The sequence below is a fragment of the Flavobacterium daejeonense DSM 17708 genome, assembly GCF_000425425.1.
GTDB classification, from domain to species: domain Bacteria; phylum Bacteroidota; class Bacteroidia; order Flavobacteriales; family Flavobacteriaceae; genus Flavobacterium; species Flavobacterium daejeonense.
Genome location: NZ_AUDK01000003.1, coordinates 218,854 through 241,668 on the forward strand (window position 1 = coordinate 218,854; position 22,815 = coordinate 241,668).

Genomic DNA, 22,815 nt, shown 5'->3' on the forward strand with positions numbered 1-22,815 from the left:
TTTTTAAATTAAAAACTGAAATTGAGATTTATAAAGTAAGTCCGGCCGTAACCGTAATAATATTTGTTTCCAAAAGAAGGCGTCCCACTGGAAACATCTTGGTTGAGTTGTCTGAAATTAGCATTTCGTGCCTGTTCATAGCCGCCGGTTTTATATTTTGTGTCCAACAGATTATTGATGCTGGCAAATAATCCAACATTCATTTTTTTAGTGCGCCAGGATTTTCCGCCTAACAAATTGACTAAAAAAGCCGAATCCAGTTTTTCCTGTTGCAACAATTCAGCAGCTCTTTCCTCAGTTGCTTCGGGAAAAGGGAAACCACTAGCCGGATTAATATAAAAACGATTCGTTCGGGAAATAGGTGAAACATCAATATAATTTTCTGCTAAAAAATTAACATTAGTCCCAATCCACCAATATTTAGGATCCCGATATTCCAAACCCAGAGAATACGCCTGCTGCGGCATTCCAGCCTGCTTGTAATTTTTTAAAAATGCTGTTCCGAAATCAAAGGAAGGATTGCTGTTTTCGGCCGTTGCTACAGCATCGTTATTAATACTTACATTTGGATTGCTGTCAAAGGTATATTTGCCATAAGCAGCCGAAAAAGTGGTTTTGAAAGTAGGAGTCATTTGGTATTCCAAACTAAATTCGGCTCCGATATTTTTTCGGTCTAAATGCGTCAGCGTCTGACTCACAAAAGCATTGGTGTTCGTATATCCGGCTTCGTTATCAAATATTCCTTCGGCATAAAAAAAGCTGATTTTAGTTGCATTTTTTATATTCGAAAAATAAGCCGTCAATCGGGTTTTGATTTTAGGAGTTCTAAAAATATAAGTCGCATCCAGACTGTTGAGTGTTTCATTTTCTAAACCGTCAACGATAGTATTATTCAATCTTGCATTCGAAAAACTATTTCTTAAATTGGGCGCTTTGGTCAAATGAGAGGTATTAAATTGGAGCGATTGTTTGCCCGAAATTTTAAAAAGCATACCGCCTTTAAAACCAAAATTTTCAAAATTTAATTTTTGGCTTTTGCCAAAAGAAATTGTCGGGTAAATTCCGTTTTTGTACAAACCTTCTCTTTGATATTGGGTTTTCGAAAAAGTTTGCGCCAGATAAAAATCAATTTTGTGATACGAAAATTTAAATTGCGTGAAAGCATCTATAACCGCTGCCAAAGATTGGTAATTATAGCCGTAAGTATCCCCAACTTTTACCATTCGATTTGGATGATTCAAATCTGATTGCGCCTGAGTTCCGCTATAAAATCCGTCAATGTCCAGAAAAGAAACTCCGCCCAACAAATCGGTTAATTTTTGGTAATTGTGCGAATGCAAATCCCGAAACGAAATTCCGGCATTGACTATCAGATTTTCGCTGAGTTGGGAGTTGAAATTCGAATTTACTGCCAGCGTTTTATCGTCATTTCGGTCTTCATATAACGCATAATGACTTTGGGCGGGTTCGTAACCAATGATATTGGAATTGGCATCTGTCACAGGGTTTTGATTCGCCCGATACATGGTTTCCCAATCTATTTGCGGATTGGCTAAAAATGTTAATCGGCTTTTCTCGGCATTTTCATAATCCGGAATAAAATCACCGGAGAATTCGCCGTTATCCGGAGCATACATCGAACTGTAATAACTCGGCATTTTTCGATAATACGTTGGATCCGGGCTGTTGGCATTTTGATAATCGATGTTGCTATTGGCTATTTTTCCAAATTGATACAGCACCGCGGAATTCAAATTTGTATGATCATTAATTTTGAAATAATGATTCAGTATCACCATAGGTTCTTCGATTGTTTTTACTCTCGAATTTCGGATTTTACCATTTTGATAGCCCCAATAGGAATTGTAGGTTTCGTTGGTTAATTGTGTAACTTCGGCGGTATTGGGCGAATTTTTACCTCTTTCGTTAGAAGTGTAAATTCCGGTGAAATTCAGAGAATGTTTGTCCTCCAATTTCTTTTCGATACTAATAAATAGCGAATTAGCATTATAATTTGTACCTTCAAAATGGCCTTCCTGTGCATAACGTTTTCCGGCAGAAACTACATAAGCCCATCCCGATTTTTCCATCCCGGAAGCATACGTGGCCATAGCCCGCCAACGATAATTAGTATTGGTTCCCGAAAAAGTAATGCGACTGCCGGCGCGATAAACCGAAGCTCTGGTATTGATTTGCTGAGCACCCAAAATTCCTCCAAAAGTATAATCGGAAGGAGTAGTGCCAATAGAAAGTTCCTGATTTCGGGTTACATCGTTGAGTCCGCCCCAATTGTTCCAATTCGGTCGTCCGTCATAAATTTTGTTCATTGCAATTCCGTTTAGCATTGTAGTGGCATTTTCGCTGTCCAATCCCCGAATTCTAAAACGCGCCTGTCCCCAATTGAAAGCTGCCGCCTGTTGAAAAGCGTCTTTCGAAGACTGCAACAATCCCGAAGTACTTTCGGAACTGCTGTTATCATCGGCTAAATCTTCATCAAAAATCTGGACAATTGCAGCCTGCTGATCGGTAATTTGATCCAATTCTAACAAGACTGTTCCTAAGTCTACCGCTAAAGTATTTTGAGTTGAAACCGTAAACAGGGCGTCTTTATATCCCTGACTGTGAAAAAGCACTAAATAGTCGGCTGCGGGAATCGCTTTAAAAATAACGACTCCTTCAGCGTTGCTGAGTTGGGTAAAATTGGTGTTTTGTATCGAAACCACCACAGCCACGATCGGTTGGAGTGTTTTAGCATCCAAAACTTTAGCCGAAATGCGGGATTGTTCCTGTGCGAATGTTGCACAAACTGCTCCAACGCCAAAAAATAAAACAAGTAAACGCCTCATAAACCAATAGAATTAACCCTGAGGTTTTCTTTTTAAAAAAGAAAATCAGGTAGCAATACAAACTGAAAACTGGAATTACCGATTTAGTAATTGTTCCTTTTTCCAGGAAAATTTCAATAATCGCAGGCAAACTTGTTTTGGAAAAATTTACAAAATCAAAAAGTGGTGGTATTAAGCTATTTATAAATAGCTTATCACTTTTGACGAATTAAAAGTAAGAAAAAAATTATTTAAACAAATATTTTTTAAAAGATTTTTTCAAATAAAAAAACCTTAGCTGCGATTAGTATTTTTTATAATCATAGCTAAGGTTTTATAGTTTTTAAAAATCGAATTAGAATGCTACTGAATCACCTTAATTCTTGGTACTAAAAAAGCAATAATAATTCCGAAGATTCCAATAAAGGCAAAAGAAAATCGCAACCCAAACAATTCGGCTATGTAGCCAATAACAGGTGGCCCCATTAAAAATCCAAGGAAACTTACACTGGAAACTGCCGTTAAAGCTTCACCGGGAGGAATCGTGGGGTGTTTTCCGGCAATGCTGTATAAGGTTGGAACAATAGTCGAAACACCTAATCCTACCAGCATAAATCCGATTGTGGACGGAACTAAAAAAGGTAAAAATACCGCTGTAAAAAGTCCGGTTGAAATCAGTATTCCTCCGGTTTGGATGACACTTTTTCGGCCAAATTTATTAATCATTCCATCGCCCAGAAAACGTCCGGTAGCCATCATAATCATAAACGAAGTATAACCTAAAATAATCAACGGACCAGGCGCCTGAACAATATCTTTAAAGTAAATTCCACTCCAGTCAAACATGATTCCTTCGCTGGCCATCGACCCAAAACCAATAATTCCCAACCAGATTAAAGCCGTATCCGGTTTTGAAAACAGCTTTTTCTTTTCGGCGGATTTTCTTTTTTCTTTGGCTTTTACCAAAAATTTATAATTGAGTGCAATCAAAATCCAGGTCATGATACCTACAATGATAAAATGATGGTGCGGCGTTAAGTCTAATGCCATCATTCCTAATCCTGCCAAAGCTCCTGTAAAACCGGCAAAACTCCACACGCCGTGAAATGAAGCCATGATTGTTCGGTTAAAAAGTTGTTCGGTATAAACTCCTTGTGTATTTACGGCAATGTTGTTCATATTTCCAAACATTCCAAACAAATAGAGTCCCAAAGCCAGCTGCCAGGCATTAGTGGCTAAACCTAAATTGGTCATACAAAAAGCATACATACCTAATGACAAAACTACCAATCGATGACTTCCGAAACGGGTAACTAATTTTCCGGAGAAAGCCATCATTGTCAATTGTCCTACCGGCAGGGCAAACAAAATAGAACCCAAATCGGCATCGCTAAGATCAAGTGCCACCCGAATATCCGGAATTCTACTCGCCCAGGTTGCAAAACACAATCCCATTCCGAAATAAAAAGAGGAAACTGCAATACGCACTCTGTTCAGATACGATTGTTTGGCATTTCTAAAACTTTTTTTAATCTTTCCCTGCGCCCTAAAGCTTCCTATAAAATTTAATCGTAACAAAGGCTTTCTGTTTTTTAGTGAATGAAGCTGCAAAAATACAAAAAGCAATTTTGGCACTTTGTTAATTAACGTATAACAAGTCGCAATACATCGTTATCGTTTATAAGTTTATGCTTAGATGGAACGCAGATAAAACGGATTTTAGCAGATTAGCACAGATTTAATTAAAACAAAAACCGCAAATTGCACCAATTTTCACAAATTGATTTGTGTAAATTGGCGCAATTTGCGGTGATTTTTTAGCAGCTAAAGTAAAGTCGCTATTTATGAAAAAACTACAAATCAACTACTCTTTTTTCGGTATTACTCTGGATGGCAGCTTCAATAATTCGCATCACATTGAATCCGTCCTGAGCAGTAACCGGCTCAACAGTATCATTTGCAATAGCATTATAAACTCTATCAAAAAAGTCATAATAATTCCCCTGAAGAGTCGGAATTTTGCCATGCATAATTTTGCCATCGATTTCCGTATGTAAAAAACCTTCTTTGTCTAGTGGTTCTGTTCCCCAATCAGTCAAATTAGGCTTTTTCATTAGTTTCAAATCGTCTTCCTGAACATCGCCGCGATGTTTTAAAAACGAACCTTTTTTGCCATGAATCACATAAGCCGGATTAGGTTCTCGGACAAAAAAACCGGCTTTCAATCGCACTCTTAAATCAGGATAAAATAATGAAATATCAATCCAGTCATCCACCACCGAATTTGTTCTGGTAGTGCGAATATCAGCAAAAACCGACTTTGGTAAACCAAACAAATACAAAGCCTGGTCGATAATATGAGGCCCTAAATCTTTTAAAACTCCCGAACCGGCATTGACTGTTTCCTTGTGCGCTTTTGGACTTAACAGCGGATTGTACCGGTCAAAATGGAATTCGGCTTCGACAATTTCGCCCAAAACTCCGTCATTTAAAACCTGGCGTACTGTTTTTAAATCACTGTCCCATCTTCTGTTTTGGAAAACGGCTAATTTTAAATTTTTAGCTTTTGCCAATGTAGCTAATTCTTCGGCTTCGGCAGCTGTGGTGGTAAAAGCTTTCTCCACAATGGCATGCTTTCCGGCTTCCAAAACTCTTTTAGCATATTCAAAATGCGTGTCGATGGGTGTGTTTACTACAATTAAGTCGGCATCCGAAGCCAAAACCTCTTCGATAGTGGCATAACTTTGTACATGCGGATAATCTTCCTGAATGAGTTTTTTACTTCGTTCCCAGGAACCTAATAACTCAAATCCCGGATGCAATTCTAAAAAAGGTGCCTGAAACACTTTCCCCGACATCCCGTAAGAAAGTAAGGCTGCTTTTATTTTTTTCATATTTTTATTTTTTGACAATTCTCTTCTTATAATTGGCACACAGATACTACGGATGCAACAGATTGCCACAGATTTTTTAGCCACGAATGCCCAAATTGTTTTTTTAAAATCTTAGTGAATTTTGCGTGTCATCCTGAGCTTGTCGAAGGACTTTGTTCCCTTTGCGGTTAAACCTTTTTTGCTCTTTCGTATTGTGGAGGCCAAGCCACATCATCTCCTAATGCTCTCGCAAAATCCAATCCCAAATTAGGATTGCGCAACGATTCTCTGGCAAATAAAACCAAATCAGCTTTTCCGCTTTGCAAAATTGCTTCCGCCTGATGTGCTCCGGTGATTAATCCCACAGCTCCGGTTAAAATTCCGGTTTCTTTTTTAATTTTTTCGGCAAAAGGTACTTGGTATCCCGGTTCTAAGGCAATTTTTTGGTAGGAAACCAAACCGCCCGAAGAAACATCAATTAAATCGACACCTTTTTCTTTTAATATTTTCGACAGCGCTATCGATTCTTCAACATCCCATCCGCCATCCGCCCAGTCTGTTGCAGAAATTCTAACGAATAACGGCAAATTCGACGGCCATTCGGTTTGAACCGCTTCGAGAACTTCCATTGTAAAACGGATACGGTTTTCAAAACTTCCGCCATATTCGTCGGTTCTTTTATTTGATAAAGGCGACAAAAACTGATGATTCAAATAGCCATGAGCCGCATGAATTTCCAAAACTTCATATCCTGCCTGAACAGCTCTTTTGGTTGCTGCTTTAAAGTCGGCGATTATTTTTTGGATTCCGTTTTTGTCTAAAGCTTGTGGCGTTTCTTCATCATGATAACCAATTGCTGACGGTGCCACCGTTTGCCATCCTCCATTGGAAATATCTAATTTTTTATTGCCTTTCCAGGGCGAAGTAACACTGGCTTTTCGACCGGCATGCGCCAATTGAATTCCCGGAACCGCATTTTGACTTTTGATAAAAGCCGTAATTGCTTTCATTTTTTCGATATGCTCGTCTTTCCAAATTCCTAAATCTTCCGGAGAAATTTGTCCTTCGGGAGCAACAGCCGTTGCTTCCTGAATAACTAACCCCGCTCCGCCGCTGGCTCGGCTGCCTAAATGTACCAAATGCCAATCGTTAGCAAATCCATCAACAGATGAATATTGGCACATGGGCGAAATCGCGATTCGGTTTTTAAAACGAATGTCTTTTATTTGTAAAGCTGAAAATAACAAAGAAGCCATAGGATTTGTTTTTTTTAGAAACGTAAAGTTACGCTTCAAAGCGCAAAATGAAAATTATTAACAAACATTTATTACCCCCGTTTAAGGTAAATCTTTGCAACTAGAATAGAAAATGTTACTTTAGCCGAATTATATAAAGAACTGAAATTAAAAAATGGAAATAATTATCAAGCTTTCTCAATTTTTATTGAGCTTATCATTACTGATTATTCTTCACGAATTAGGGCATTTTATTCCTGCCAAATTATTCAAAACCAGAGTTGAAAAATTCTATTTGTTTTTTGATGTGAAATTTTCACTTTTCAAAAAGAAAATCGGTGAAACGGTTTACGGAATAGGGTGGTTGCCACTGGGCGGTTATGTAAAAATTTCCGGAATGATTGACGAAAGCATGGACAAAGAGCAAATGGCTTTGCCTCCACAACCTTGGGAATTTCGCTCTAAACCGGCTTGGCAGCGTTTGATTATTATGTTGGGAGGAGTTACGGTAAACTTTATTTTAGCTTTCATTATTTACATCGGAATGGCTTTTGCCTTTGGCGAAACTTATATCGCAAATGCTGATTTGAAAGACGGACTTTTAATTGAAAATCCGGCAATGATTAAAGCGGGATTCCAAACAGGAGATAAAATTTTGGCGGTTGACGGAGCTCAAATTGCCAAATTTGACAACGACATCAATATGAAAATTGTAATGGGGAAAGAGGTGCTGATTGAAAGAAAGGGTGTTCAGCAAACAATTAAAATGCCAACCGACTTTATTGATCAGCTTACTAAATTTGAAAAAAGTCCGGTAGTATCTATCCGTATGCCTTTTGTAATTGGAGCTGTAAGCGATGAATCTGCTAACAAAAATTTACAGACAAAGGATATTGTTCTTTCATTAAACGGTCAGAAAACGAAATATTTTGACGAAGCCAAAACTATTTTGGATAGTAATAAAGGAAAAACTATTTCGGCTGTGGTTTTACGTGACCAAAAAGAAACTCCAATTCAACTTAGTGTGAACAAAGAAGGGAAATTAGGAGTGCAGTTAGGTGGTTTAGGAATGGATTCTTTGGAAAAATTAGGGTATTATAAAGTAAGTACACAGGATTTTGGCTTCCTGGAATCTATTCCAGTGGGAATTGAAAAAGGGAAAAACCAATTGATTGGTTACGGAAAACAATTAAAAATGATTTTTAGCCCAAGCACCGGAGCTTACAAGCAAGTAGGTGGATTTGCTGCTATTTATAATATTTTTCCAAATACATGGAGCTGGGAAGTGTTTTGGAACATCACCGCTTTGTTATCCATTATGCTTGGGGTAATGAACTTATTGCCTATTCCGGCTTTAGATGGAGGACATGTGATGTTTTTATTATACGAAATTGTTTCCGGTAAAAAACCGAGTGATAAATTCCTTGAAAATGCCCAAATGGTTGGTTTTGTATTACTTATCACGCTGTTGTTATTTGCTAACGGAAACGATATTTACAAAGCCATTGTAGGTAGGTAAAAAAAATCGATTTTTTTTGATTTTTTGTTTGCCATGTTCAAAAAACGTCTTATATTTGCAACCGCTAAGAACAAGCTAACACAGCTTAAAAATAGCTACCAAAAACGTTCCTTACGCATATTAAATATACAGTTTCCTCCTTAGCTCAGTTGGTTAGAGCATCTGACTGTTAATCAGAGGGTCCTTGGTTCGAGCCCAAGAGGGGGAGCTTTTTTAGAAAGCCATTCAAGAAATTGAGTGGCTTTTTTTGTTTATATACTTTTCAAAATCCCGCAAATACTGGACATGATGTCAATTACCTCATTACGGGAATTGGTTCGAAAACATTCATTTTCTATAATTAAAAATGAAGTTTAACTTTATGTGTCATTTCTATTAGCATATCAAATTCTTTATGATTATTTATTATGTTCATTTGAAATTTTACTATCATTACTATATATTAAATTAATATATTTTTGAAATTATTAATTTTTCAAAATATGACATTTAAAAAAAACTATTCCATTTTCATCTTCTTTATTGCATTTATTTCATTTGCTCAGAAAAATAAAGAGCTTTATCATTATGCCGGAAGAATAGAAAAATTTAAAGACGAAAAAGTATTTTTAATTGGTTCTGCTTCATCTGTTTCTTTTGCCTTTACGGGCAATTCTTGCAAAGTAGCATTACAAAGCATGGACACTTATGAACATCCAAATTATATTTCATTGGAATTGGATGGTAAATATATTGGAAGGTTAAAAGTAGAACAAGGAGAGTTAAAAAATTACAATATTCCAATTCTGAATAAGAATAAACAACATCATCTTACCATATACAAAGCTACTGAAGCGGCAAATGGAGCAGTTTTGTTTTCCGGAACTACAGCGAAAGTTATTCCATCAATAATTAAGAAAAAGAAAAAAATTGAATTTATTGGGGATTCTATTACTTGTGGTTTTGGAAATGATACTTCAGCTACTGCATGTGGAGAAGGACAATGGTTTGATCAGCATAATGCTTATTATTCTTATGCTTCTATATTATCGAGAAAATTAAATACTGATTTTGTTTTGAGTTCCGTATCAGGAATTGGAATGTATCGCAATTGGAACGATGAACACCAAAATGAAGCAATTATGCCTGATGTTTATGAAAATCTATATTTAAACAAAGACAGTTTTAAAACCTACAATTTTGATTTTCAGCCTGATATTATTAGTATTTGTTTAGGTACCAATGACCTTTCGAATGGTGATGGTATTAAAAACAGACTAGCCTTTAATGAAGAAAAATACATTTCAAATTACATTAACTTCATAAAAACTGTTTATAAACATGCTCCAAAAACAAGGATTATATTATTAAACAGCCCAATGGTTTCCGGTGAAAAAAACATAGTTCTACTACGCTGTTTAAACAAAGTAATTCAGGCTTTTGAAAATGATAAAGAACATAAACCCATTTCTTTGTTTGAATTTCACCCCATGAGTCCTAAAGGCTGTGGCTATCATCCTGATATTAATGATGATAAAGTGATGGCTAATCAATTATTTCCTGTTTTTAAAAAATTATTAAATGAAAAATAATCTAATCACATTCATTCTTTTTCTGATTTTTTCGAATACAGCAATTGCTAATATTACATTGCCCAATGTCTTTTCAGACAATATGGTTTTACAACGCAATACAGAAGTTAAAATTTGGGGCTGGGCTAATCCTCAGGAAGAGGTAGTTATCAGTCCAGGTTGGAATAATGAAAAATATAAAATTAAAGCCAATAATCAGGCCATGTGGGAAATAGTGATTCCAACCCCCAAAGAAGGTGGACCCTATACCATTAACATAAAAGGCTATAATGAGATTGTACTGAAAAACATTCTTATTGGTGAAGTTTGGCTTTGTTCAGGACAATCCAATATGGAAATGTCAGCGAGTTGGGGAATTAAAAACGGAGATGATGAAGTAAAAAAAGCAATAAATTCAAGTATTCGTTTCTTTAAAGTTCCCAAATTAACTGCGACAGCACCACAAAATAATCTTTCCGGGAATTGGGAAGAATGTACTCCTGAGAGTATGAAGAATTTTAGTGCGGTAGCTTATTTTTTTGCCCAGCGTTTGCAGGAAGATTTAAAAAATGTTCCCATAGGTCTAATTTCATCAAATTGGGGCGGAACAGCTGCAGAAATTTGGATACCGGAAGGAGTTGTTACACAAGATTCTGTTTTATCAGCTAGCGCTAAGAAATTAAAAGAACAATCTTATGGACCTAATCAGCCGGGACGTGCTTTTAATGCTATGATTTATCCGTTGGCAGGATTTAAAATTGCTGGAGCAATTTGGTATCAGGGCGAATCAAATGTGGGATCAACCAGTTATAACAAAACACTTTCGGCATTAATCGCTTCCTGGAGAACATTATGGAAAAATGAATTCCCTTTTTATTTTGTTCAGATTGCGCCTTATCAATATGGTGAAGATAATTTTAGTGGAGTCATTATCAGAGATGCACAAAGAAGAGTGCTACAAGAAGTTCCTAATACCGGAATGACAGTTACAACCGATATTTCAACCATTGACGATATTCATCCGAAAGATAAAAAAACAGTTGGAATCCGATTAGCCAATTTAGCATTGGCAAACACTTATAAAACCAACAATACTCTTGTAAATGGTCCATTGTTTAAAAATATGGAGATTGACAAAAATCAGATAAAAGTGATGTTTGATTATGCAAATGGTTTGCATTTTTCAGGTAAAAAATCAACTCAATTTGAAATTGCAGGCTCCGATAATGTTTTCTATGAAGCTGTAGCTGTTATTAAAAACAATACTGTTATGCTAACATCTGATAAGGTGAAAAGACCTGTTAAGGCTCGTTTTTCATGGAGAAACACGGCGCAATCAGATTTGTTTAATGAGGCCAATTTACCTGCTTCTTCATTTATAAGTGAATAAAATTTAGACTATGAAAAATAAACCATTCTTCCTCACAGCTTTTATTACCCTAATCTTTACTAACAATATTATGAACGCACAAAAAAAGGACTATTTAGACAAAACTAAATCCATTGAAGAACGTGTCAATTTACTTCTTAAACAAATGACCATAGAAGAAAAAGTGGGGCAAATGAACCAATACAATGGCTTTTGGGAAGTAACCGGTCCTGCACCCAAAGGAGGAAATGCGGAGTTAAAATACCAGCATTTGCGTAACGGCTGGGTAGGTTCTATGCTATCTGTTCGTGGAGCGAAAGAGGTAAAAGCGGTTCAAAAAATAGCCGTTGAAGAAACCCGATTAGGTATTCCTTTAATTATAGGTTTTGATGTCATTCATGGTTATAAAACATTGAGTCCCATTCCTCTTGCCGAAGCTGCCAGTTGGGATTTGGAAGCCATTAAAAAATCAGCTCAGGTGGCTGCAGATGAAGCTTCTGCCTCCGGAATCAACTGGACTTTTGGGCCTAATGTTGATATTTCCAATGATGCCCGTTGGGGACGTGTAATGGAAGGAGCCGGAGAAGATCCTTATTTGGGAAGCAAAATTGCAATTGCTCGAATCACCGGTTTTCAGGGTGACAATAAATCTGATTTGGCTAAAACAAATACAATTGCAGCCTGCGCCAAACATTTCGCTGCCTATGGTTTTGCCGAATCAGGGAGAGATTATAATACGGTGGACATGAGCAACTCGAAATTATATAATACTGTTTTGCCTCCTTTCAAAGCAGCCAGTACTGCGGGAGTTCGCACATTTATGAATTCCTTTAATATTCTCAATGGTGTTCCGGCAACAGGAAATGCCTTTTTACAAAGAGATATTTTGAAAGGCAAATGGAAATTTGATGGTTTTGTAGTTTCTGATTGGGCTTCAGTTAGGGAAATGATTACTCATGGTTTTGCAAAAGATGGAGCAGAAGCAACAGAAAAGGCTGTAAATGCTGGTTCAGATATGGATATGGAATCGCATTTGTATGTAGCTGAGTTGGCAAAATTAGTTAAAGATGGTAAAGTAAAAGAGTCATTAATTGATGACGCTGTAAGTAGAATTCTCAGAGTAAAATTTGAATTAGGTTTATTTGATAACCCATATAAATATTGTGACGAAAAAAGAGAGAAAGAAGTTATTGGAAGCAAAGCTAATAATGAGGCTGTTTTAGATATGGCCAAAAAATCTATCGTATTGTTGAAAAATAAAAAGGATCTACTACCGTTAAAAAAATCAGGTCAAAAGATAGTGTTGATAGGAGCGCTGGCAAATGATAAAAACAGCCCATTGGGAAGTTGGAGAATTGCTTCAGATGATAACACTGCGGTTTCAGTTCTAGAGGGTATGCGACAATACAAAGGTAATAAGTTGATTTTCGAGAAAGGAGCTGATTTAACAGTTGGAAATACCAGTTTTACAGCTGAATTAGTATTTAACACCACTGATAAAAGCGGATTTGAAAAAGCCAAAAAGGCAGCTACCAACGCTGATGTTGTAGTAATGGTTTTAGGAGAACACGGTTTTCAATCTGGTGAAGGACGAAGCAGAACTAATCTGGATTTGCCGGGTGTACAACAGGAATTACTGGAAGAAATTTACAAAGTGAATTCAAATATTGTTTTGGTTTTAAACAACGGAAGACCATTAGCTTTACCATGGGCAACAGAGCATGTCCCTGCTATTGTTGAAGCCTGGCATTTAGGAACTCAGACCGGAAATGCTGTAGCGCAAGTACTGTATGGAGATTATAATCCAAGTGGTAAATTGCCAATGTCTTTCCCAAGAAATGTAGGTCAGGTGCCGATTTATTATAACAATTATAATACAGGAAGACCAATAAACAGTGATAAAAATGTGTTTTGGTCGCATTATACTGATGTAGAAAAAACACCTTTATTTCCTTTTGGTTTTGGATTAAGTTATACAACTTTCGATTATAAAAACCTTAAAATAAACAAAGCTGTTTTCGCAAAAGAAGAGTCGGTTGTAGTTTCTGTAGACGTAACTAATTCCGGAAATTATAATGGAAAAGAGGTAGTGCAATTGTATCTTCATGATGAGGTAGCCAGTTTAGCCAGACCTGTAAAAGAGCTGAAAGGCTTTGAATTAGTTGACTTAAAGAAAGGAGAAACAAAAACAGTTACTTTCACTTTAACCGAAAAAGAACTGGGGTTTTATGATAATGAAGGAAATTATCTAGTAGAACCCGGAGCTTTTAAAATCATGGTTGGAGGAAGTTCCGAAAAAGGATTAGAAAGCAGTTTTGAAATTAAATAATTTAAAAAACCTATTCATAACCAATAAATATTTAAAACACCGTTTACAAATGTAAGCGGTGTTTTTTTGTATATGGTTTAGAAGAGTTACATTTAGAATAATCCGTTGGGTGAAATTGTTTTTTGATGACTATTTTCGTCAGTTCGGGTGATAACTGAGAACTAGAAAAAATTAAAATCAAAAACGGTTCTCGATATTTTTTTGCTTCATTTCATTACGCAAAAAACACTCGAACTGACGTTTTTGATAATTTCACCCAACAGGTTATTTTTTTTAAAACAAAAAAAGCTGCCCATTTAGGACAGCTAATTACTATTTTCATTTCAATTTTCGATTGTACTTTTTGATTAGTTTCAAAGTCGATTTATCGGATGAAAAAACCGAATTCAATCCTTGTGGTTCTTGCGGTGGATCGGTAGTCAATGGGTCGCCTGGATTCCATTTTCCGACATCATTTGTTGCTCTTCCTTCACCACCAAATCCCCAAAAATTAGCAGCCTGGAGTGGTTCCTTATTCTTGTGACTTTTTAATACTCTTTGAAAAATATAGTTATAAAAAAGATCCCTGTAAATTACTGATGAAGAATCCAATAAACTTTCATTTTCACGTGGCAAACCAAATTCTTCAATAATAATAGGACGATTTAATTTTTTAGCCACTGTAATATGTTTTTCAATATATACTTCTGCTTTTTTCAAAGTGGATTCGATGGTATTTTTCGCGTCTTCTGCTTTAAACCATCCCCAGTTTTTAGGCCAGATATGCATGGTCAAATAATCGATATTTGGATTTTGATGGGTACGTTCAAATATTTCCATACTGTCATTAGAACTATTTAATCCTTCTGAACCGGTAGAAATCAAGTGATTCTTATCTAAACTATCGATTAAGTTAACAATGTTATTTAACCAAATCGTGAATTTCTCTTCATTTTCAGGAGTAAAAGTACGCGGTTCATTACCTAGCTGCCAGGCCATAATGGTTGGGTCTTCGGTATATTTTTGTTTCGAATACGAATTTGTTCTGCCTAAAACAAACTTCACATGATTGTTTAAAGCTTCCATACATGCTTCACAACTATGAAATTTCTTCGTATAACTCATAAATTGTGGCCAGGTGTTAGGAGAAATATTAGGAATGGGTATTGTTCCATACCCATTCCATTCTAAATATTGAGACATTCCTCCGGACCATTCCCAGTTATTTGTCAAATACAAAACAGCATACATTTGGCGTTTTGCCATTTCTGAAATCAAAAAATCAAGACCATCAAGTAAATCTAAATTGTATTTTCCCTGTTCAAATTGTAGGGCAGGACGCACTGTATAATCATACTTTCCACCTTCAGCACCTACTAAAATTCGTAAGTTATCAATTCCGTTTTTTTTCATTAAATCCAGCTCTCTCAACAGACGTTTACGATCCCCCACTTTGTTTGAGCCTAACAAACTTCCATACCAATAATTGGCTCCAATGAAAGAATAAGGCTGAGTTCCTTTATAAAACTGAGTTCCTCTCACGGTTATAAAATCTTCTTTTTGAGCAAAACAGCTGACGGTAAATAAACAGTTTAGAATTAATACTGTTTTTAAAAATGATTTTTTCATAGTCGGTTTTTTAAGAATGATTTATAAACTAAGGAATAGAGCACAGCACAACTTTAATTAGGGTTGAACATACATATTAGGCAATGTATTTATTAAAGTTGATTTAGGAAGATTTACAAAGTTGATAAAATCGCTTGCATTAGAAGCAGCAGGTGTAGGTACATAATAACCATTTGCGGAATTATTCCAAAACAGCACAAAGCTAATTTTGACATTATTAGCAGTTACTGCATTGTATAAATAATTTGAAAACCATCCTGTAATAGCTGGATTAGAACTATTAACTTGATAGCCAGTCTCGGTCAATGCTGCAATTTTAGATTTCGAAATAGCCAAATCAGAAATCATTTTAAGTTTTACATTTGCTAAATCAGCACCTGCCTGTCCCTGATTGTTAAAATCACCATAATTATCCATTCCCAGAATATCAACATAAGTATCTCCGGGATAACGCCCCAAATAACCAGCCGAAGTAGTATAGGAATTATCAGGTGCGTATGCATATAATAAATTATGTACTCCTTTAGTATTTTTTAAATAATCCACCGTGAACTGATAAGCCGTTTTATATTCCTGAGCAGTACAGAAACTGGCTCCCCACCAGAACCAATTTCCATCAAATTCGTGAAAAGGTCTAAAAATAATTGGGATTAACTTACCATCACTGCCTCTTAAATTTGAAACAACCGAAGCTATTTTGTCTAATTTTAATTTGTACCAATTGTGATTAGATCCACCAGGTAAAATACTTTTGAAAGCGGTAGCCTGTTGTTGGGCGGTCATGTCGGATGTATAAAAACTGTTTTCGTTATAAGGCTCTCTCAAATGCCAGGTAAACATATTAATCATCCCTTTATCATAAGCCTGTTTGACATCCGAAATAATTTTTTGTTCCTGTTGGAAAAACCAGTTTCCGCTTGTTCCGTCATTATTTTTATCGGTAATAAACATAAAATCAGAACCCAAAAGAGCCGGATCATAGCCCGTGGTTTTTTTAATATCGGATTCCGTTGAACTGGTATCATAAAATCCATTAAAGGCATCCTGCTGACCAATTGCAAATCGGGTTTGTCCTAAAGTTTTCAAATTGGTAAACAAAGCCACCGTCTCGGCTGTAGCATTGGCATCTACTGTAGAACTTGTGGTAATGGGTCTTTTTGATGTGACAGAATTATTCTGATTTGCTGATTCTGATGAGACAGTGTCTTCGTTTGAAGAACAACTGGCTAATAAAACAGAAAATAGAACTAGTACATTAAAATACAGTGTTTTCATAATGGTTTGTTTGGTTAATAAATATTTGGTTGTTAAATAGTTACATAATTAAATAATTAAAGATTAATAGAAATTATATCCATAGCAGAATGATTGATAAATTCTATAATAGAATTATCAATAAAAGAAATCTGAAATAATGCCTATATTATTTCAATGTCGAATTGATTTTATATAAATCAGGTAGTTTATTAGAAAGCAGGGCTTTGGGTTTACTTGTAAATTCAACAAAATCGGCAGTATCTGGCATATTAGGTTGAGGTACAAAATAAGCGTCTTCACTATTTTCCCAAAACATGACATAAGAAATGGCGATGTTGTTTGCCGTCAATGCATTGTACATATACTTAGAAAAAAAGCCTTCAATAGGATCCTTAGTAAATGTAATTTGGTATCCTGTCTCGGTCAGGGCGGCTATTTTATTTCTTTGTTTCGCTAAATCAGAAAGGATTTTTAATTTTGAGTTAGCTAACCTGGCACCTTCTTCACCTTTATTATCAAAATCCCCATAATTGTCCATCCCCAAAACATCCACATAAGCATCTCCGGGATATCTTTTTAAATAGTCGGCTTCAGAATGAAACTGATTATCAGGAGAAAACGCATATAAAAAATTGGTAACTTCTTTAACATCTCTCAGATAGGTTACCGTAAAAGCAAAAAGTTCTTTGTATTCTTCGGGCGAACAATGAGCTGCTCCCCACCAAAACCAGCTGCCGTCAAATTCATGAAAAGGTCTGAAAATAACCGGAATTAATTTGCCATCATTTCCTTTTAAATTTTTAACAATGGCTGCTATTTTATCTAATTTTCTTTTAAAATATTCGTTTTTTTCACCAGCTGGCAAAATGGTTTTCACGCGATTTTTTCCCTTATCTTCCAAGTTAGATGAATAAAAATCAACTCCTTTATAAGGTTCTCTGAAATGCCAGGAAAAAGTAACAATCATACCCTGATCATAGGCTTTTTTAGCATCGGCTATTATTTGTTTTTCTTGTTGAAAATACCAATTATCTTCTTTTTCAGTATTTTTATCATCCGTTATATGGGAAAAATCAAATCCGATAATTGCGGGATCGGAAGCTGTTGTTTTCTTAATGTCTGATTTTCCCTTTATGTTAAAAAAGAAATTACTAAAAGCATTTTGTTGTCCAATAGCAAATCCTTTTTCGGGTAATTTTTTGAGATTATAAAACAGCGCCAGAGTTTCTGCGGTGGCTTTTTGACCAGTTATCACAAAATCAGCTATATTATTAGAGTCTAAATTCTTTTTCTCTACTTGAGCAAAACTCGTTTGAAAAAGCAAAATAATTGCAAAAGACAGTATATTTTTCATAATATTCCTTATTTCATAAATTGATTATTCACTCAACATTTGAACCTGTATATCATCAGCTAATAATGTTCCGATGCAATCACTCAGTGCCAGAATGATTGTAATTTTTTTTGTTGCAGCCGGGATTTGGATATTTTTTTTAAAATGCGTCCAATCGGTATTTCCAGTAACTTTTCCAATCAATTGACCTTCCATCGTTTTTATTTTACCATCCTTGGTAAATTCGATAATGAATAAACCATTATTCCATGATTCTTTACCTTGTGTAATATCTAAGGCTTTGAGCCAGCCAGAAACTTCAATTGATTTGGTTCCGTTTGGCACATCAGCAATTTGATCAATTGCAGTCCATTCAAGCATTTTTGAGGTTACTGCAGCTGCCGAATTTCCTTCTTTATTATCCGTCGTAGAAACGTGTCCTGAACCGTTCCATTTCTCTAAGCCAGCCTCAAAATTCCCATTCTCAAAGTATTTAGGGATTGCTTCCTTTGCAATAGCTTCGGCTCTTTTTGCCATAGCTTCCGCCTGCATTATTTTTATATAATCCTCTTCACTCACTGCAACAGCTTTAATATCATCAAAAAAAACAGTACCCGGTGTATTTTGTAAACCAATAACAACTTTAATAGTTTTGGCTCCTTCCGGAACTATAACCGTTTTTGAATATAATTTCCAGTCGACAGTTCCTTTGACTTGTGCAATATTTTCGGAAACAATTTGTTTATTAGCCCCATTTAAAAATTCTGCATTAAATATCCCTGCGCCATAACTTTCTCCTCCCTGAATAGCATCGGCTTTGACATAAGCGCTAAAAGTAATCGCATAAGTTCCTTTAGAAATATTTATCCGTTGATCGCCACTTTTCCATTCTTTACCTACATATTGCACAATCATACAGGAACCGTCACCCACTTTTTTAATTAAAGTATTCTGTTTTAGATTATCTGCCCACCAATTATCTGTATTCAAATCAAAACCGCCATTGAGTATCAGATTTTTTTGTGAAAACATCACGGAAGTAATGAGAAAAACGAAAAATAAAAATTTTGCTTTCATGAGTTTGTTTTTTAGATTTTTTAAATCAAATATTCCTTATTCTGGTAATAAGTTCCATACAGGCACGACCGTTATGATAAGGACATTTCCAAAATCCTGCTTTATCTTTTTGAATTAATGAATAATCCTGATTAACTCCCCAAAACCATTCACCGCTTTTAGAATCTAAAATGTATTTTTTTATAAATTCCCAGTTTTTGTCTACAATTTTCAAATAGTCTTCATTGTTAGTCAATTCATAGGCATTGTAAAAACCAATCATCAATTCTGCTTGTGGCCACCAGTGTTTTTCAGCTATTAATTTTTTAGTTTCAGGATCATATTCATACCATAAACCGCCATCACTATCAATTCCCTTTTTAGTTGCTTCCGTCATTTGTAAGGCATATTCTTTATAACGATTGATCAAATTTTGATCTTCTGAAATTTCAGCACATTGCTGCAATAACCAGGCAGCTTCAATGTCATGACCATATGAAATCACATCTGGTTTTTCTTTCCAGTTTTCATCAAAAAATAAACGTAAATGTCCAGTTACAGTATTGATAAAATGTGTTTCGATGGTTTCTAACAACTCTATGATTACTGCCAGCAAAGTTTGATCTTTCCAGACTTTATACAAATTTGCATAGCCCTCCACAATATGCAAATGCGTATTCATGGTCTTTTTTTCATTCGCATCTTTGTCACTCAGACGTAAATCATCGACGTTTTTCCAATCGTGGGTAAAAGCCTCTAAATAGCCTTTGTTGATTGTATCGTAGCTGTGTTCCTGTATTTTTTGATACAAACTAATCGCTGTTTCCAATGCTTTTTCATCTTTGGAAATCGCATAATATTCACTCATGCCGTAGATTACAAAGGCCAGAGCATAAATTTGATTTTTGGTGTTTTTTGGAGTTCCATCGAAATGGAGACTCCAAAAAACACCACCAAATTTGGGATCATAAAAATGAGTAACAATATAATCAAAGGCTCTCTTTGCACATTTTAGGGTTTCCTCATTTTTATTGAGTTTATAAGCCGCAGAGTAAGTCCATAAAATTCGGGCATTAAGTACAACTCCTTTTTCAGCCAGTGGTTGCTTTTGATTGTTGCTGTCAATTTGACCAATAAAGCCTCCTTTTTGAGTATCAATAGTATTTTCACTCCAATAATTTAAAATATTTTGGAGTTCTGCCGACAATTCTGTTTTTAAAGTATTTAATTTATTTGAAACCAATTATTTAAGTCCTTTATTTTTATTAATTAATTCTATAATTGTGTTTACTGATCCGGCTGATGTATAAGTGTCTTCAGGCGTATTCATCACATAATCTACCAGTTTTTCAACTGTGGAAACGGCAACATGCATTCTTGTATCTGATGAAGCATAATAAATATATACTGTACCATCTTTATCATCAATCCATCCATTAGAAAACAAGACATTGGATACATCTCCTAATCTTTCAGCTCCTTCAGGAGCCATAAAATGCCCGGCTGGTTTGTGAATTACTTTAGAAATATCATTCAAATCAGTCATAAACATGTACAAAGTATAGCGTAATCCGGCAGCTGTATTTCTAACGCCATGCGCCAGGTGCAACCATCCTTTTGCTGTTTTAATAGGCGCCGGACCTAAACCATTTTTCAATTCATACACCGTATGGTATTGTTTGCCGTAAATAATAGTTTCTTCTTTAACTACAGGGTTTGTAATATCATCAATGTATCCTAAACCTATACCGCCACCATTTCCTATGTCAATAAAACCATCCTGTGGTCTCGTATATACTGCGTATTTACCATTTACAAATTCGGGATGAAAAACTACATTTCGTTGTTGTCCTGTATTGGAAATTAAATCCGGTAATCTTTCCCAGTTAACCAGGTCTTTGGTTCTTACGATACCTGCATTGGCAATTGCTGAACTGGTATCTCCTTTAGGAGCATTTGGATCTTTTCTTTCCGTACAAAAAATACCGTAAATCCAGCCGTCTTCGTGTTTAACCAAACGCATATCATATACGTTTGTATCCGGATTTCCTTCAATTTGAGGTAAAACACATGGTTTTTCCCAAAATTTAAAATTATCTACACCATTTGGGCTTTCGGCTATTGCAATAAATGATTTTCTGTCGTAACCTTCTACACGTACAGCCACCACATATTTTCCATTCCATTTTATAGCTCCCGAATTTAAGGTAGCATTAACTCCAATTCTTTCTAACAAATAAGGATTTGTATTTTTATCCAAATCAAATCTCCATTCAATTGGCGCATGTTTGGCAGTTATAACAGGGTTTTTATAGCGTTGAAAAATACCGTTCCCAACAATGTTTTGAGGCTCATTTTTTTGCTCAATCAGAATTTGAAATTCTTTTTCTATTTCAAATTTTCTTTGCTCGAAATCTGTTATTAATGTTTGTGTATTCATATTTAAAAATTATAATTCAGCTAATTATTTATTTAAGTTTCGTTTGTTTTCAAGTTCTTGTTCTATTATTTGAAGTTTTTCTTCATTAAGGGGATAGAATAGAATAAAGAGTAACGATAGTATTGCTGCTACTGCAGGAAGAATACTCAACATCAGTTGGATACCATTTTGTGCTTCAATTGTTTGGGAAACATTAGCCTGAAAACCAAAATACCCTAAAAGCCAACCTGTTGCCGCTCCACCAATTGTCCAACCAAATTTTTGCGACATTGAAGAAGCCGAAAACACTAATCCTGTAGCTCTTCGCCCTTGTTTCCATTCAGAATAATCAGCACTATCAGCATACATTGACCATATAAGAGGGAAGATACTTCCAGCACAAATGCTTATTAAAATTTGGAATGTCATAATTAGAAATACGTCTTCTTTCCCAAAAAAGTAAAAAATTACGCTTAACACAGCGGCTAAGAACATTGCTCCCAAAAAGGTATTTTTTTTACCCATTTTATTCGCAATTGGAGTTGCTACGATTACTCCAATAATGTTTGCAGCCTGACCCAAAACCAAATAAAGCGAGGTATGAGTCATATTAAATGTTTCTCCGAAGAAGTTAAAACTATAATTTACAGTATCACTTACATAATATTTAAAGTAATATACCGCTGCTCCATCACGAATGGAATTGAATATCAAAGCGCCAATTCCTGCACCTAAAAGTATCCACCATGGCTTATTTTTTAATAAGTCTTTAAGATCTTCTTTTAGGTGTGTTTTTTCTTTTGATATTGGCTGTACTCTTTCTTTAGTTAATAAAAAACATCCCCAGAAGAAAAGTGTTGTAATAATTCCAAAAACAATTATAGTTGCTAACCAACCTTCTTTCGAATTCAAATTTCCTCCAAAATAGTTCACCAAAGGTTCAATCAGCCACAGTGCCAGTAAGCTTCCCCCAAAAGCAAAAACCATGCGGTATGAGGAAAGAGTTGTTCTTTCTTTTCGGTCAGATGACATCACTCCCAGCAAAGAAGCATAAGGCACATTAATTACCGAGTAAACCATCATCATTAAAGAATAGGTAATATAAGCATAGATGATTTTACCTTTCTCGTCAAAATCAGGAGTGTAAAAAGTTAGTACTCCAATTACAGCAAATGGAATAGCTGTCCATAAAAGATAAGGGCGAAATTTTCCCCAACGCGATTTAGTACGATCGGCAATAATTCCCACCAAAGGATCAAAACAAGAATCCCAAATTCTTGTAATCAGAAACATGGTCCCCACTACTGCAGGAGCCAAACCGAAAACGTCGGTATAAAAAAACATGAGGTACATACTGAAAATCTTCCAAAACATGGATGATGCTGCATCCCCAAGTCCATAACCAACCTTCTCTTTGATTCTAATTTTATCTTGCATTTTTA

15 protein-coding genes and 1 tRNA gene are annotated in these 22,815 nt (G+C 35.6%); 5 read left to right on the forward strand and 11 right to left on the reverse strand.

The features are described 5' to 3' along the window. Positions 1-8: 8 nt before the first annotated feature. From H599_RS0104415 to H599_RS0104430, 4 genes are all read right to left on the reverse strand, one after another. Entirely contained in the window at positions 9-2,846 is a 2,838-nt protein-coding gene (locus H599_RS0104415) for a peptidase associated domain and porin domain-containing protein (RefSeq protein ID WP_026713019.1), read from the reverse strand. Positions 2,847-3,188: 342 nt separating this feature from the next. After that, positions 3,189-4,436, reverse strand: a complete 1,248-nt coding sequence (locus H599_RS0104420) for an MFS transporter (protein WP_262493881.1) — start codon at positions 4,434-4,436, stop codon at positions 3,189-3,191. A 242-nt stretch (positions 4,437-4,678) separates the two neighbouring features. After that, on the reverse strand, positions 4,679-5,719 hold the full coding sequence (locus H599_RS0104425; RefSeq protein WP_026713021.1) for a Gfo/Idh/MocA family oxidoreductase: 1,041 nt from the start codon (positions 5,717-5,719) through the stop codon (positions 4,679-4,681). 167 nt (positions 5,720-5,886) lie between these two features. Continuing rightward, complete coding sequence (locus tag H599_RS0104430) at positions 5,887-6,954, reverse strand: NADH:flavin oxidoreductase/NADH oxidase (protein ID WP_026713022.1); 1,068 nt, start codon at positions 6,952-6,954, stop codon at positions 5,887-5,889. 154 nt (positions 6,955-7,108) lie between these two features. Between H599_RS0104430 and rseP the strand changes: the two genes are divergently transcribed. From rseP to bglX, 5 genes are all read left to right on the forward strand, one after another. After that, a complete protein-coding gene (gene rseP, locus H599_RS0104435; RefSeq protein ID WP_026713023.1) occupies positions 7,109-8,452 on the forward strand; it encodes an RIP metalloprotease RseP in 1,344 nt (447 codons plus the stop codon). Between the two features lie 134 nt (positions 8,453-8,586). Next, a tRNA-Asn gene (locus tag H599_RS0104440) sits at positions 8,587-8,660 on the forward strand. Between the two features lie 274 nt (positions 8,661-8,934). Next, positions 8,935-10,023 carry an SGNH/GDSL hydrolase family protein gene (locus H599_RS0104445; protein ID WP_026713024.1) on the forward strand — a complete coding sequence of 363 codons (1,089 nt, stop codon included), beginning with the start codon at positions 8,935-8,937 and terminating at the stop codon, positions 10,021-10,023. Further along, entirely contained in the window at positions 10,013-11,392 is a 1,380-nt protein-coding gene (locus H599_RS0104450) for a sialate O-acetylesterase (RefSeq protein ID WP_026713025.1), read from the forward strand. Before H599_RS0104445 ends, H599_RS0104450 begins: the two co-directional genes overlap by 11 nt. Before the next feature lie 10 nt (positions 11,393-11,402). Further along, positions 11,403-13,700 carry a beta-glucosidase BglX gene (gene bglX, locus H599_RS0104455; protein WP_026713026.1) on the forward strand — a complete coding sequence of 766 codons (2,298 nt, stop codon included), beginning with the start codon at positions 11,403-11,405 and terminating at the stop codon, positions 13,698-13,700. 318 nt (positions 13,701-14,018) lie between these two features. Here the strand turns inward: bglX and H599_RS0104465 are convergent, their stop codons facing one another. The 7 genes from H599_RS0104465 to H599_RS0104495 all read right to left on the reverse strand — a co-directional run bounded on the left by H599_RS0104465 (position 14,019) and on the right by H599_RS0104495 (position 22,810). Then, positions 14,019-15,308: a glycoside hydrolase 5 family protein gene (locus H599_RS0104465; protein ID WP_026713027.1), complete on the reverse strand. Its 1,290-nt coding sequence runs from the start codon at positions 15,306-15,308 to the stop codon at positions 14,019-14,021. A 57-nt stretch (positions 15,309-15,365) separates the two neighbouring features. Next, positions 15,366-16,583 carry a glycoside hydrolase family 26 protein gene (locus H599_RS0104470; protein WP_026713028.1) on the reverse strand — a complete coding sequence of 406 codons (1,218 nt, stop codon included), beginning with the start codon at positions 16,581-16,583 and terminating at the stop codon, positions 15,366-15,368. 148 nt (positions 16,584-16,731) lie between these two features. Continuing rightward, positions 16,732-17,919 carry a glycoside hydrolase family 26 protein gene (locus tag H599_RS19195; protein WP_051590637.1) on the reverse strand — a complete coding sequence of 396 codons (1,188 nt, stop codon included), beginning with the start codon at positions 17,917-17,919 and terminating at the stop codon, positions 16,732-16,734. 24 nt (positions 17,920-17,943) lie between these two features. Then, positions 17,944-18,975, reverse strand: coding sequence for a carbohydrate binding domain-containing protein (locus tag H599_RS0104480; RefSeq protein WP_026713029.1), 1,032 nt, complete (start codon positions 18,973-18,975; stop codon positions 17,944-17,946). A gap of 25 nt (positions 18,976-19,000) precedes the next feature. Then, positions 19,001-20,197 carry an AGE family epimerase/isomerase gene (locus tag H599_RS0104485; RefSeq protein WP_026713030.1) on the reverse strand — a complete coding sequence of 399 codons (1,197 nt, stop codon included), beginning with the start codon at positions 20,195-20,197 and terminating at the stop codon, positions 19,001-19,003. Next, positions 20,198-21,394, reverse strand: coding sequence for a glycoside hydrolase family 130 protein (locus H599_RS0104490; RefSeq protein WP_026713031.1), 1,197 nt, complete (start codon positions 21,392-21,394; stop codon positions 20,198-20,200). A gap of 24 nt (positions 21,395-21,418) precedes the next feature. After that, complete coding sequence (locus H599_RS0104495; RefSeq protein WP_026713032.1) at positions 21,419-22,810, reverse strand: MFS transporter; 1,392 nt, start codon at positions 22,808-22,810, stop codon at positions 21,419-21,421. Positions 22,811-22,815 lie beyond the last annotated feature (5 nt).

What these genes read in the sequence shown, in the direction of transcription:
- H599_RS0104415 (WP_026713019.1), bottom strand. Translation starts at nt 2,846, where the DNA reads ATGAGGCGTTTACTTGTTTTATTTTTTGGCGTTGGAGCAGTTTGTGCA.
- H599_RS0104425 (WP_026713021.1), bottom strand. Translation starts at nt 5,719, where the DNA reads ATGAAAAAAATAAAAGCAGCCTTACTTTCTTACGGGATGTCGGGGAAA.
- H599_RS0104430 (WP_026713022.1), bottom strand. Translation starts at nt 6,954, where the DNA reads ATGGCTTCTTTGTTATTTTCAGCTTTACAAATAAAAGACATTCGTTTT.
- rseP (WP_026713023.1), top strand. Translation starts at nt 7,109, where the DNA reads ATGGAAATAATTATCAAGCTTTCTCAATTTTTATTGAGCTTATCATTA.
- H599_RS0104445 (WP_026713024.1), top strand. Translation starts at nt 8,935, where the DNA reads ATGACATTTAAAAAAAACTATTCCATTTTCATCTTCTTTATTGCATTT.
- H599_RS0104450 (WP_026713025.1), top strand. Translation starts at nt 10,013, where the DNA reads ATGAAAAATAATCTAATCACATTCATTCTTTTTCTGATTTTTTCGAAT.
- bglX (WP_026713026.1), top strand. Translation starts at nt 11,403, where the DNA reads ATGAAAAATAAACCATTCTTCCTCACAGCTTTTATTACCCTAATCTTT.
- H599_RS0104465 (WP_026713027.1), bottom strand. Translation starts at nt 15,308, where the DNA reads ATGAAAAAATCATTTTTAAAAACAGTATTAATTCTAAACTGTTTATTT.
- H599_RS0104470 (WP_026713028.1), bottom strand. Translation starts at nt 16,583, where the DNA reads ATGAAAACACTGTATTTTAATGTACTAGTTCTATTTTCTGTTTTATTA.
- H599_RS19195 (WP_051590637.1), bottom strand. Translation starts at nt 17,919, where the DNA reads ATGAAAAATATACTGTCTTTTGCAATTATTTTGCTTTTTCAAACGAGT.
- H599_RS0104480 (WP_026713029.1), bottom strand. Translation starts at nt 18,975, where the DNA reads ATGAAAGCAAAATTTTTATTTTTCGTTTTTCTCATTACTTCCGTGATG.
- H599_RS0104490 (WP_026713031.1), bottom strand. Translation starts at nt 21,394, where the DNA reads ATGAATACACAAACATTAATAACAGATTTCGAGCAAAGAAAATTTGAA.
- H599_RS0104495 (WP_026713032.1), bottom strand. Translation starts at nt 22,810, where the DNA reads ATGCAAGATAAAATTAGAATCAAAGAGAAGGTTGGTTATGGACTTGGG.